At 35.2% G+C, this 12,517-nt stretch carries 12 protein-coding genes; 10 read left to right on the top strand and 2 right to left on the bottom strand.

Translation table 11 applies throughout. From position 1 onward, the window contains the following. The first annotated feature begins 57 nt into the window (after positions 1–57). The 8 genes from AN960_RS01140 to AN960_RS01105 all read left to right on the top strand — a co-directional run bounded on the left by AN960_RS01140 (position 58) and on the right by AN960_RS01105 (position 7,933). Positions 58–1,443: an aminotransferase-like domain-containing protein gene (locus AN960_RS01140; RefSeq protein WP_056465648.1), complete on the top strand. Its 1,386-nt coding sequence runs from the start codon at positions 58–60 to the stop codon at positions 1,441–1,443. A 125-nt stretch (positions 1,444–1,568) separates the two neighbouring features. Continuing rightward, positions 1,569–2,774: an aminotransferase-like domain-containing protein gene (locus AN960_RS01135; protein ID WP_502692492.1), complete on the top strand. Its 1,206-nt coding sequence runs from the start codon at positions 1,569–1,571 to the stop codon at positions 2,772–2,774. A 134-nt stretch (positions 2,775–2,908) separates the two neighbouring features. Further along, on the top strand, positions 2,909–3,721 hold the full coding sequence (locus AN960_RS01130) for a VOC family protein (protein ID WP_056465643.1): 813 nt from the start codon (positions 2,909–2,911) through the stop codon (positions 3,719–3,721). Positions 3,722–4,299: 578 nt separating this feature from the next. After that, the gene (locus tag AN960_RS01125; protein ID WP_056465641.1) at positions 4,300–4,602 is read left to right on the top strand and encodes a PTS sugar transporter subunit IIB; all 303 of its coding nucleotides are present in this window, start codon (positions 4,300–4,302) and stop codon (positions 4,600–4,602) included. A gap of 45 nt (positions 4,603–4,647) precedes the next feature. Beyond that, complete coding sequence (locus AN960_RS01120) at positions 4,648–5,976, top strand: PTS sugar transporter subunit IIC (RefSeq protein ID WP_056465638.1); 1,329 nt, start codon at positions 4,648–4,650, stop codon at positions 5,974–5,976. An 81-nt stretch (positions 5,977–6,057) separates the two neighbouring features. Further along, positions 6,058–6,384, top strand: a complete 327-nt coding sequence (locus AN960_RS01115; protein WP_056465636.1) for a PTS sugar transporter subunit IIA — start codon at positions 6,058–6,060, stop codon at positions 6,382–6,384. Next, positions 6,372–6,845: a DUF3284 domain-containing protein gene (locus tag AN960_RS01110; RefSeq protein ID WP_156339582.1), complete on the top strand. Its 474-nt coding sequence runs from the start codon at positions 6,372–6,374 to the stop codon at positions 6,843–6,845. The genes AN960_RS01115 and AN960_RS01110 overlap by 13 nt, the downstream gene beginning before the upstream one ends. Beyond that, positions 6,845–7,933 (top strand): DUF871 domain-containing protein, encoded by a 1,089-nt coding sequence (locus AN960_RS01105; RefSeq protein WP_056465633.1) that lies wholly within the window; start codon positions 6,845–6,847, stop codon positions 7,931–7,933. The genes AN960_RS01110 and AN960_RS01105 overlap by 1 nt, the downstream gene beginning before the upstream one ends. A gap of 140 nt (positions 7,934–8,073) precedes the next feature. On the opposite strand, the gene AN960_RS01100 is transcribed toward AN960_RS01105, so the two are convergent. Then, complete coding sequence (locus tag AN960_RS01100; protein ID WP_056465631.1) at positions 8,074–9,480, bottom strand: catalase; 1,407 nt, start codon at positions 9,478–9,480, stop codon at positions 8,074–8,076. A gap of 607 nt (positions 9,481–10,087) precedes the next feature. Continuing rightward, positions 10,088–11,722, bottom strand: a complete 1,635-nt coding sequence (locus AN960_RS01095) for a peptide ABC transporter substrate-binding protein (RefSeq protein WP_156339581.1) — start codon at positions 11,720–11,722, stop codon at positions 10,088–10,090. A 397-nt stretch (positions 11,723–12,119) separates the two neighbouring features. On the opposite strand from AN960_RS01095, the gene AN960_RS25415 reads away from it, so the two are divergent. Next, the gene (locus tag AN960_RS25415; protein ID WP_502692483.1) at positions 12,120–12,233 is read left to right on the top strand and encodes a hypothetical protein; all 114 of its coding nucleotides are present in this window, start codon (positions 12,120–12,122) and stop codon (positions 12,231–12,233) included. Between the two features lie 127 nt (positions 12,234–12,360). Further along, on the top strand, positions 12,361–12,489 hold the full coding sequence (locus tag AN960_RS01090) for a BA3454 family stress response protein (RefSeq protein WP_056465629.1): 129 nt from the start codon (positions 12,361–12,363) through the stop codon (positions 12,487–12,489). Positions 12,490–12,517: the final 28 nt, after the last annotated feature.

The following is a 12,517-nucleotide window of genomic DNA, read 5'->3' as shown; positions in this document are numbered from 1 at the left end:
TATATTTGTTTAATAAACCACACAATTATATAATTGTGTGAAAAAAGGATGCAAATTATGTCGATTAATTCTTTCGAAAACTATCCGATGAGCTGGAAGCCATCGATTGATAAAAATAAAAAGCCCATCTATCAGGCTATCGCAGGGCAATTGGAAAATGATATTTTAAACGGAGTTTTATTACCTGGGACAAAACTTCCCCCACAGCGAGAACTAGCCGATTATTTAGATTTAAATCTTAGTACCATTTCAAAAGCGTTTAAAATGTGTGAATTGAAGGGATTGTTAAGTGCATCAGTGGGAAGTGGGACATTTGTATCGTATGATGCTTTATCAAATTCGTATTTACTTGAAGATACTAAACCGAAGCATCTAATTGAAATGGGTGCGACACTTCCCGATAAAGCTTCATACGAGCCATTACTACTTCAACTGAGAAATATGTTGCAAGAGACAGATTATGAGAAATGGTTTGGGTACGGTAGAGCAGGAGAAAGCTTATGGCAAAAGGATGCAGCTATAAAACTCATCCGAAGAGGCGGGTTTGAAACAACAGTCGATCATATTTTATTTGCAAATGGGGGACAAAATGCGATTGCTGCTACACTGGCTAGTATTTGTAAGCCTGGGGATCGCATTGGTGCTGACGAACATACCTATCCTGGTTTAAAAACGATTGCAGCGATGCTTAGTGTGCAAATAATACCAATTAAGTCAGAGAATTATGAAATGTGTCCAAATGCCTTTGAATATGCGTGTAAAAATGACAACATTAAAGGGATCTATTTAAATCCAGATTATCATAATCCAACAGCATCTTGTTTGTCTGTAGAGAATCGTAAAAAGATTTCAGCAATTGCAAAAAAGTATAATCAGTTCATTATTGAAGATGCGACATATAATCTACTCAACGAAAAACCAATTCCAGCAGTAGCATCATTTGCATCAGAACAAACTATCTATATTGCAAGTTTATCAAAATCAATTGCACCAGGTTTACGGTTAGCTTATGTAGCTGTGCCGAGTCGATTCAAGGAGTCAATTTCAAAGGCACTTTATAATCTAAATATATCAGTTTCCCCATTATTTTCAGAACTAGCGGCACGGACTATAGTATCGAATCAATTTGAGAACATTATTAAGGTTCATCGTGAACAAACTATTCGTAGAAACCAAGTCGTAAATAAATATTTATCAGATTATACATGTTTAGGTAGTGAAAGAGGTATATTTCGTTGGTTACTATTACCAGGAAAAGTCACGGGTGATGAATTTGAAAAGTTGGCTGCTCAACATGGAATACAAGTGTATGCAGCGGAACGTTTTGTGGTTGGAAAAAGTGCTCCAGAGCGAGCTGTTAGGGTTTCTGTCTGTGCTCCAGAAACGATTGAAGAGCTCGAGCAGGGATTGATGATCCTAAAAAGTTTACTAAAAAATCTTTAATAATATTATTTACCATACACTTATAAAATTGTTTGCCACACAATTATAACGTTGTATGGTTTTTTTGTGCGTGTTAAGATGTTTGAAAACTATGAATCAATTACTATAAAAAAAGGGAGGGTTTTATTTTGAAAAATAGATTTTCTGATAGAACTCATTTAGTGAAATCTTCTGAGACACGTGAAATATTGAAAGTAACAGAAAGACCAGAAATCATCTCTTTTGCGGGAGGCCTACCAGCGCCAGAGTTATTTCCTGTGGAAGCTCTTAAGGATGCATGCAATACAGTATTGAATGAACAAGGTGCAGCTTCTCTTCAATATAGTACGACCGAAGGATACATTCCTTTAAGACATGCTATTTGTCAAAGGATGGAATTAATAGGAATAAACTCTAATATTGAAAATGTTCTTATCACATCAGGATCCCAACAAGCAATCGACCTCACTGGAAGATTATTCATCAATGATGGAGACACTATTATTTGCGAAAGCCCAACCTATCTTGCGGCAATTAATGCATTTATGTCATACAATCCCAAATTTGTTGAGGTAGCTATGGATGATGAAGGAATGGTTATGGAGCAGCTAGAGAAAAAACTGCAAGAGAATCCAAACACGAAATTTATCTATACTATTCCAGTTTTCCAAAATCCTACAGGGCGCACATTAAAGCTCGAAAGACGAAAGAGAATGATTGAGCTTGCTACGCAATACGATGTATTAATTGTAGAGGATAATCCATATGGAGCTATAAGATTTGCTGGAGACGCACTACCTCCTGTGAAACATTTTGACACAGAAGGTAGAGTTATTTATATAAGTACCTTTTCTAAGATTTTTACTCCAGGTCTGCGTCTTGGCTGGATTTGTGCAGACGAATCTTTCATTGAAAAGTACGTTGCTTTTAAGCAAACTGCCGATTTACATACTGATAGCTTTGCTCAAAGAATTACTGCTAAGTATTTGGAACTTTACAATATCGATGAACACATTAATAAAATAAAAGCTGTATATAAAGAAAGATGCACAACTATGTTATCTTGTATCAAAGAATTTTTCCCAAAAAATATAAACTATAGTTTGCCAGAAGGTGGATTATTTATTTGGATTGAGCTACCTGAGTTTGTTGATTCCGGGGAATTATTCTCTAAATGTTTGGAAAATAATGTTGCTTTTGTTCCTGGTGCCCCATTTTTTCCAAATGGAACAAAGAAAAATACTTTACGTTTAAATTACTCAAATATGTCTAAAGAACAAATTCATAAAGGTATGAAGATTATGGGAGAAGTATTGCATAGTGAATTAGAAAAAGCATTTACTCTTTTATGATTCAGGTATACAACATAGATACGTTCAGATGGAGAACAAAATATAAACAATCCTGTAATCATTGTAGGTGCGGGTTTAAGTGGCTTAATAATCTCTTCAAGAAATACATAATATCGAGTGAAAGGAGTACGATAATGGATTTATTCTTTGATCATCTTGTATGGTTCTTTAAGAAACCAGAGGAAGCAATTTTACCCTTAAAACAAAGAGGAATTCATGTTGTTAATGGAGGCCGACATGAGTCTTGGGGAACATATAATACCCTATCCTATTTCGGCTTAAGTTATATTGAATTTTTAGGAATTGAAAATTTATTAATAGCTGAAAAACATGATGAAAATCGATTGATTACGCAAATCGTTGAACAACTAGCAAAAGAAAGTCGGGAAGGTCCTGCGACAGTAGCGATTCGAACTAATCAAATTAAAGAACTAGCAGTAAAACTTAAATCAGAAGGGCTGACAGTATATGGACCTCTTAGTGGGGAGAGAGTTCGTGCTGATGGTCAATTAATCAGGTGGTCATTGCTATTCCCTAAATACCCGGAAAAAAAGGTTATTTTACCATTTTTTATTGAATGGGAAAAATCAGATGAAGAAAGGTATTCGCAACTGGAAGACCAAGGACTTATAGGATCACATATAATAGGTGTACCAAAATTGGAAAGTGTAGGGATTGTGGTAAATAATTTGGATGAGACATTAGAAATTTGGAAGAATTTATTTGGACTTAAACAAAGCGAGCAGTATATTGATACGGAAATCAATGCTCGGTGTGAAATATTAAAATTAAACGGAACTAATTTATTATTTTGTACACCAATGGGAGATGGTCCCGCTGCTTCCATATTAAAAGAAAAAGGTGAGACTCCTTTTTTAGTTAACCTTACTGACACGAATCAGAGTCAATTTTTTGAAATGTTTGATGGCTATTGGAAGTTCCAATAATATAATCAAAGGTTAGCCCATTGCATATTTATTTTTGAATAAAGCGTCAAATAGGTGGTGCTAAATTTTATCAATGATCTTCCACGCATCCACCGTCAATGGAGTCCAAATGAAAACGAATTTTTGGACATAATTGAAACAAAATCGTGACGAAAATGTTTGCGATTCTCGCATTGCCAAACCTCGTCGTCTCTGTAATTTATTTCTATGACGTATTTCCTGCTCTTTGGAGATGGTGGACATGGAACGATAACAGTACGTGTATGAAATTTTCGGTACTTAAAAATAGATTTCGACTGACAGTTTAGTAAAATGAAAAACACCTTGTTCGAGTAGAGCAGGGTGTTTTTTGACATTTAGCAAGTGATCGAGAAGTTCAAAAAACATGATTTGGATTCTTTTGTGAAATTGTACACAAAGTGTACATATTTCTTTAGGCCTACCTGCTAGTTAATATAGTATATTTGACCTATAAGAAAGCGCTTCACAAAAAGGAGGGGAAAAGCTAAAACTGTTTTCGGTCAGTTTGAGCCCAAATTCGAGTGTTAATTTATAAAATCATTAGGAGGAGATAAAGAATGGTTAATATCATGTTAGTTTGTTCAGCAGGTATGTCAACGAGTTTACTGGTCAACAAAATGAAGGATCATGCAGCTAAGGAAGGAATCGAAGTAAATATCTGGGCAAATGCGGAAGCTGAAGCAAAATCCGTTTGGGAGAAAGCAGATATTATTCTTCTTGGACCACAAGTGAAATACCTTGAAGGAAAAATCAACGAAATGGTTCAACACAAAATTCCCGTATCAGTAATCGATATGGTGTCTTATGGCACTATGAATGGAAAAAAAGTTTTAGAGGATGCACTTGCTCGATTAGGCTAATAGTTTCGTGTAAAAAGAAAAAACAAATGAGGGAGGATTCAATAAATGAATCGTTTCATTAAATGGATGGAAGAGCACTTTGTACCAATTGCCGCTAAAATTGGTGGACAGCGTCATTTAGTCGCAATCCGCGATGGATTCGTTGCATTAATGCCACTAGTCATGGCAGGATCATTAGCAGTCTTATTAAACAACGTTTTCTTTACACCAGCTTCATTGATGGCAGACTGGTTTAACTTAAAACCAGAAACAAGTGGATATCTGCAATTTACAACAAAATACCTTCAGCCTCTGATGGGAAATATTTGGTGGGGAACATTCGCCGTACTAGCACTAGTATTAGTATTTACAGTCGCTTATAGTTTAGCAAAATCGTACGAAGTGAACCCTTTATCAGCTGCCGTCGTTGCTGTAGCAGGTTTTCTGGCATTAACTCCCCAAGGAGTAACGGTTACTTTAGCAGATGGCAAAACGACACAAGGAACATGGGGGAACTTTGGTTGGCAATACTTTAACTTCGGAGCTTTATTAACAGCGATCATCGTCACATTAGTCATCACACAAATATTTATCTTTTTAATGAAGAAAAATCTAACAATTAAATTACCAGATAATGTACCACCAGCAGTTGGACGTGCATTCGCGGCAATCATCCCTGGTTTAGTAGCGATTCTCGTTGGTGCGCTTGTACCAGTTTTATTCTCAATCTTAAATGAAGCAAAAATCTTAGTTGAAACAAATCTATTTGACTTAATCACAAAATTCATCACTGATCCATTCATGCATTTATCACAAAATCCATTCTCAGCTATTATCTACGTCTTAATGATTCAAGTACTATGGTTCTTCGGTTTACATGGCGGTAACATGATGGGCGCGATTACAAACGCGATTTATCTGCCACAAGTTGCAGCCAATGCAAGCGGGGGACACAACGTCTTCACATCTGTTTTCTTTGATTCATTTGTTCACCTAGGCGGTGCCGGTGCGACACTATCTCTTGTCATCGCGATCTTTATCGCTTCGAAGCGTCGCGATTATCGCGAAATTTCGAAAATTGGTGGAGCAGCCTCGCTCTTCCAAATTAACGAACCAATCATGTTTGGATTACCAGTCGTGTTAAGCCCGATTTTAATCATTCCGTTCTTGATCGTGCCAGTTGTCCTAACCCTTACAGCTTATGTAGCGACTATAACAGGTTTCATTGGTTATACGAACGTTGTTGTACCGTGGGTTACACCAGTTGGTCTAAGTGCATTCTTATCAACATCCGGAGACATCAAAGCCGCTTTAGTGGCGATTGTCAACTTAGCGATTGCGGTTGTCATTTATTACCCATTCATTAAATTAGCAAACCGTCACGAAGCAAAATAAGTTTCATAACAAACTATAATAGAGAAAAGAAGAAAGCCTTCTTTTCTCTATTTGTTAAAAAACAAGTAGGGGGAATTGAAAATGGAAAATAACGAATTAATTTGTTTTCAAATCATTTCAGCAGTTGGTTCTGCAAAATCCATGTATTTAGAAGCGATGGTCGAAGCAAAAAATGGCGATTTTGAAAAAGCTGCTTCCTTAATAGAAGAAGGACTCGATCTGTTTAAAAATGGACATCACTATCACGCAAAATTAATCCAACAAGAAGCAAGTGGTGAAAAAACAGACATTAACTTACTGTTGGTTCACGCTGAAGATCAAATGATGAGCGCAGAGACGATCAAAATTATGGCAGAAGAGTTTATTGGTTTATATAAGAAACTAGCTGCTTTTGAGTGTGCAAACTAATGGAATTAAACGTACAGTTGCAAGTTCGCGCAGAAGAGGTTTTCGAGCAATTGCTTCGTTCCATTATACAAGATTTCAAACAGAGTACAGGCCAGACGATTTCGAAAGAACAATTAGCGAAGAATTTTTCCTATCAAAAGAATATCAAAAACCGCATGGGTTATGATACACCAGTGAAAGTTCACATCGATGAGCTGATTCCATCGAAAGAATATCGAGCTACGATTGAACATTTAAAAGGAATCAATACAATGGCATATACTTTAACCGATAATGAAAATGGCGTTGAAATCCATTATAAAGAAGGCTACCAGGCTGCAACAGCACTACAAAATTGGAATTACATTTTAGCCTCCATTTTTTTTGCTCGAAAAAGCAAAAAGAATATGCGAAAGCAATTCGTTTATCTCGAAGAAGTAATCAAAAACGAAAACCTATCCAGTCAAAGAGAGGTGATATGATGCCAAGATTAGGTGTCTCAATTTATCCAGAACACTCCACAAAAGAAAAAGATCTGGCGTATTTATCGCTTGCTGCAAAATATGGGTTTAAACGAGTGTTTACTTGTTTGTTAAGTGTTGAAGGGAAAAATGTAGACGAAATTAAAGGCGAATTCAAAGAAATCATTAGTCATGCGAATTCATTAGGCATGGAAGTTATTTTAGATGTCGCACCGAGTATTTTTTCGAATCTTGGAATCACTTACGAAGACTTAAGTTTCTTTGCTGAACTAGGTGCTGCAGGTATTCGATTGGATGAAGGTTTTGACGGTGCAAAAGAAGCTTTCATGACGTTTAACCCATATAATCTTAAAATTGAAATTAATGCCAGTCTTGGTACGAAATATATCGATAATATTTTAAGTTTTAATGCAAATAAAGATAATATTATTACTTGTCATAATTTTTACCCCCAAATGTATTCAGGATTAAGCTTCAAGCATTTTGAAAAATGTAGTAAGGATGTAAAAGAGCTCGGTTTAAAGGTTGCTGTGTTTGTTTCTACTCAGAGTGATTCAACATTTGGACCTTGGCCAGTGAATGAGGGACTTTGTACGTTAGAGGAGCATCGTTTTCTTCCAATTGATGTAGCTGCGCGTCACCTATTCGCAACTGGTTTGGTAGATGATGTGATCGTAGCAAATGCCTATGCAAGCGAAGAAGAACTAAAATCACTTAGTAAGATCAATCCAGCGAAGTTATCTTTCAAGATCGATTTAACGGACAAAGTGACCGATGTGGAAAAAGAAATTATTTTTAATTTCCCTCATTTTGTTCGTGGAGACATGAGTGAATACATGGCAAGATCAACGATGTCACGTATTTCATATAAAGATGCAAACATAGAACCTCATCATACTCATGAGTTAAAACGTGGCGACATCGTTATTATTAATAATGAATATGGTCGTTATAAAGGTGAACTCCATATTATTTTAAAGGACATGCCAAATGATGGTCGCAAAAATATAGTTGGCAGGATACCGGAAAATGAGTTGAAACTATTAGATTACATTGATCCTTGGAGAGTATTTGAAATAATTCCCTAAGGAATGTCTCAAATTAAATAGGATACTGATAATGGGTGAAAAATCTTCTACATGTTCTTTAGCAAGTAGAAAAGATTTCACCCTTTTTACAATTTATAGATTATACTTTAGACCTTTTTATGCTTTTGATTATTATATCTTTATTGTTTTTTTAGTTGGATCTCTATTCTTTTTGCCAAGTCAGATGATACCTTATTTAAATACTCCATAACTTTCATTCTTATATCTTGGGATATGACGATCAAGTCGCTACTTAAATTTTCTACTAGATGTTCTTTTTCTAAAGGAGTTAAGTTCATATAGAATTCACTAGCCTGCACAAAATCATCATGTTTTGTTATTGAAGTTCTTTCGAGTTGTCCTTCAGCATAACTTCCATCACCACTTGTAATTTGGTTAGCTGGAGTCCAGTTTTGCTGTTGATTGATAGGAACTTTACGAAATCCTGGCCCAAGTCTTCTTCTTTGAGAATCGTAATAAATATTGGCTCGGCCCTGCAGTATTTTATCATTCGATAATTCTGCACCATCAAGTAAATTTGAAGGAGAGAAGGCGACTTTTTCTACTTGTTCCATATAATTATCAGGATTCGTATTTAATACCATCTTACCTACTGGTATAAAAGGATATTCTTTCTCATCCCATACTTTTGTATCGTCTAAGGGATCATAAGGAAGATGTCCTCCGTCTGCAGGATCCATGAGCTGAACATATAAGCCATATTCTACTGGTTTACCACCCTCAATAGCATCGAATAGATCTTTACCAGCATAATCAGGGTTTTCAGCTGCAAGTCTATTTGCTTCCTCGCTACCAATGTATTGTACACCCTCTAATGGATACCAAAGGTACTTAACATACTTTCTAATACCTTGATCATTTCTCCAAACATATGTACTAACACTATGACCTAGAATGTGACGAAGACTTTTTACTGTACCTTCGTCTGAGTATAGACGTACAACAAAATGAATAGATTCAGGTGCTCTTGCTACGAAGCTCCAAAATCGATCAGGGTCAATTAAGTTATTTTTAGGTGAAGGTGATAATGCTTTAATAAATTCTGGGAAACGCATCGCATCACGAACAGAAAAGACAGGGATGTGATTACATAAAAGGTCAAAAACACCTTCTTCTGTATAAAATTTTGTAGCGAAACCACGTACGTTTCTGGAAGTATCAGGTGTTCCTTTCGTACCGACAGCCAATGAATAGCGAACCATAACAGGTACTTTATGACCAGGGTTCTGTAAAAAGTTCAGTTTTGTGAATTCGGACATCGAATGTATCGTTTGAAAATAACCAAATGCACCAAATCCTTTCACATGAAGCGGTCTTTCTAATATTTTCTCATGAATCAACTCTTGTAAGGACTCATGAAGTACACTATCTTGTTCCAATACAGGTCCACTAGGGCCTACTGTTTGTGAATGAAGTTCAGCTGACTCATCATTAGTCCATTTGGAGAGGGCTCTATCTAACTTTTTTCTATCATTATAGTCTTTTTCTGAAAAAGTTCGTTTCAGTTTTGAATCTTTTTCATTCATTATCATGGCCTCCAAAATTCATTTTCCATTAATCATTACTAAATATGATTTTTAAACGATGAATATGAATTTTTAACTATTATTTTCAACGTTACATCATATTCACATTAACTACTTTCGGAATTTTCCTGTTATAAATGAAACTCTGACAGAGATGAATGTAACTATTAACATATGACTTCTAATTCGTATAAAATTAACTTGTATGGAGTGCGGGAAGAAGTTATACATAAGTTCCACAAAAAGTATTGTAGTGAAAAGTGCTAGAAGAATATTAGGGAGAGACTATATAAGAAGAAAGTCTACGAAAAAGAAAAAACTTTTGTCGAGATTCCGAACTATAAAATGTAACCTTAGAATTAAGGCGCAAAATAGAATAGCATGAAATAAAAGGATATTTACGTTATTAATAGAGTAGGTGGTGTCTCAATGGAAAAAATTTGTGGGAAATGCACCAAAAATATAGGGATGTCAAAAGAGGATCGAAGTTATCACAATTAATTTATGACCTCATAAAAAAAAGAAGCTTACGCGAGTAAGTTTCTTTTTTAAAACGAGGGGAGGACATTATTTACTGTTTCGATTTTCTTTCTGGCATCAGATGAGATTATTTTTTAATATAGGCATATTTATAAGTATTAGGACCGTATACATAGAAGTCTTTTAAATATGGACGTTGAAGATAAGAAGTCCCTTTTTGATATAGAGGCACAACTGCAGCATCATTCAACAAGATCCTCTCGGCTTCTTTCAACGCTTCCCAACGTTTTGGTAAATTATATAGCAAATCTGTTTTAGCGTGTTTAATTAAATCATCATATTTCGGATTGGAGTATCCAGTTTGATTAAATGCACCGTTTGTAAGGAACATATCCAAGTAAGTCATTGGATCTGGGTAATCCGCTCCCCAACTGGAAAGAGAGATATCATAATCCATAGCCGATTCTAGCTTCAATTTCTGAGCATTAGGTTGTTGTTTAATATTAATCGTTAATCCACTTAAGTTTTTCTCGAGTTGCTCTTTTATATATTCTGCAATCAGTTTAGAGCTGTCATCATCGTAATTTAACATCTCTAACGTTACATTTGTGACACCAAGTTCCTTTTTTGCTTTTTCCCAATAATCTTTTGCTTTTTTTAGATCAAGATGTTCATATGTAGAAGTTGATTCTTGGAAATCTTTTCCGTTTGGACCGAAAGCTAACTCCTTAGGGACTAAGTAATCAGCAGGTACAGAGCCGTTGTTAAGAATTTCATCTGCAATTCCTTTTTTGTCGATGCTTAAGCTAATTGCTTTTCTGGCATTAGGATTTGCTAACATTTTATTTTTTTCATTCAAACGTAAGAAGTTTGTTCTGCCATTCAAATAAGTTTTCAGGGTTGCATCATTTTTATATTTATTCACAAATTCACCAGTTAAGTCCACACGGTCAATTTGCTTTGTTGTGTATAAGTTTAGAGCGGTGGATGCATCTTTTACGACATTAATATTAACTTCCTGCAGTTTCACTTTATCTTTATCCCAATAATTAGGATTTTTTACAAGTTGAAGCTTCTCTTCATGAGTCCATTTTTTGATGATGAATGGACCATCATATAATACAGCATTTGCTTCTAAACCATATTTTTTCCCTTGTCCTTCAACGAACTTTTGGTTCAATGGAAAGAAAGTTGAAGAAGAAACTAAATCAATAAAATATGGAACAGGATTCTCCAACTCAACTTGAAATGTATGATCATCAATTGCTTTGACACCTAGTTCATCAACAGACAGCTGATTTTCGTTAATTTTTTTCGCATTTTTCACATCATCTAGTAAATATGCGTATTCTGCACCTGTTTCTGGATTTACAGCACGCTTCCAAGCGTAAACAAAATCTTCGGCCGTAATCGGATCGCCATTGGACCACTTTGCATCCTGAAGTTTAAAAGTATAGGTCTTTTTATCTGGGGCAAGAGTATAGGACTTTGCTAAGGCTGGTTCCGGTCGATTATTCTTGTCCACGCGATACAAGCCCTCGAATACGTTATTCATGGCAGAAATCGATACAGAATCTGTTGCTAACGTAGTGTCTAAAGTGGAAATTTCCGCTGTTTGAGTTACATTTACAATCTGTTTCGATGCTTTTGATAAAGCAGCTGTTTGCGTTTCTTCCGTTTTGTTGCTGCAGGCTGTAGTAAATAAGCTGGTAGTTAGTAGTACAGATAAGGCCGTATATCCTACTTTTTGATTCATCTTCATATTCCCCTTTGTGTATATTGACTAGATGAAATCTTTCTTTGCATTAGCTTTAAAGAAAACAAAGAAAAATTATGAAACTAGTATGACAAATTAATTATCATACTATTCCGATGGGAAATCAAGGGATAATTTATCAGCTAAGTTAGCGATTCACCAAATAATATTAAAAATGGTAGCCAAGGATAGTACGTATACATTCATAAATTCTTAAATTCCACCGCAATACTAAACTCAGAATTTGCGAAATTGTTAATTGAAAATAATGATATCACTATGACATTTACGATAAAAGATGTAAAAACGAAGAAACCCATTACGAACCTACAACCTATTTAGGTACAATTGGTCATCTAGTAGCAATTAGTGGTGACACAGAAACCTATTACATGTTCATCCTATGGAAGAAAATATTACAGGTCCTGATGCGAAGTTTATGATTTCATTTCCAAAAAAAGGACTATATAAAATTTGGGGACAACACTATTTATTCGTTAACTTTTCTTCTATCTGAAGAGGACAATAATTTATATATGAGAACTGATGATAGTCACTATGTTAACTGTAAAATATCTTGAATTAGAAATATTTTAGTATAAAATTACTAGCATTTATTATATGCAAAAGAGGGAGGGGAAAACATGCTTGAGGTCACAGTGAACATTAATTATAAAGGTAAACACTATTTAACAAATGTTATTGTTCAAAAGGGCACACCAAAAATTCAAATTTTAAAGTTAGCGCAAAAACAAGTAAAAATTCAATGGTAATTTTAGTTTGTCTAAGGGAGGGAATTAA

The sequence above is a fragment of the Bacillus sp. FJAT-25509 genome, from assembly GCF_001420605.1.
GTDB lineage: Bacteria > Bacillota > Bacilli > Bacillales > Bacillaceae_G > Gottfriedia.
The sequence above is the reverse complement of the archived record's forward strand: the minus strand, read 5'-3'. Positions and strand labels throughout refer to the sequence as shown.

What these genes read in the sequence shown, in the direction of transcription:
- AN960_RS01140 (WP_056465648.1), top strand. Translation starts at nt 58, where the DNA reads ATGTCGATTAATTCTTTCGAAAACTATCCGATGAGCTGGAAGCCATCG.
- AN960_RS01130 (WP_056465643.1), top strand. Translation starts at nt 2,909, where the DNA reads ATGGATTTATTCTTTGATCATCTTGTATGGTTCTTTAAGAAACCAGAG.
- AN960_RS01125 (WP_056465641.1), top strand. Translation starts at nt 4,300, where the DNA reads ATGGTTAATATCATGTTAGTTTGTTCAGCAGGTATGTCAACGAGTTTA.
- AN960_RS01120 (WP_056465638.1), top strand. Translation starts at nt 4,648, where the DNA reads ATGAATCGTTTCATTAAATGGATGGAAGAGCACTTTGTACCAATTGCC.
- AN960_RS01115 (WP_056465636.1), top strand. Translation starts at nt 6,058, where the DNA reads ATGGAAAATAACGAATTAATTTGTTTTCAAATCATTTCAGCAGTTGGT.
- AN960_RS01105 (WP_056465633.1), top strand. Translation starts at nt 6,845, where the DNA reads ATGCCAAGATTAGGTGTCTCAATTTATCCAGAACACTCCACAAAAGAA.
- AN960_RS01100 (WP_056465631.1), bottom strand. Translation starts at nt 9,480, where the DNA reads ATGAATGAAAAAGATTCAAAACTGAAACGAACTTTTTCAGAAAAAGAC.
- AN960_RS01095 (WP_156339581.1), bottom strand. Translation starts at nt 11,722, where the DNA reads ATGAAGATGAATCAAAAAGTAGGATATACGGCCTTATCTGTACTACTA.
- AN960_RS25415 (WP_502692483.1), top strand. Translation starts at nt 12,120, where the DNA reads ATGGAAGAAAATATTACAGGTCCTGATGCGAAGTTTATGATTTCATTT.
- AN960_RS01090 (WP_056465629.1), top strand. Translation starts at nt 12,361, where the DNA reads ATGCTTGAGGTCACAGTGAACATTAATTATAAAGGTAAACACTATTTA.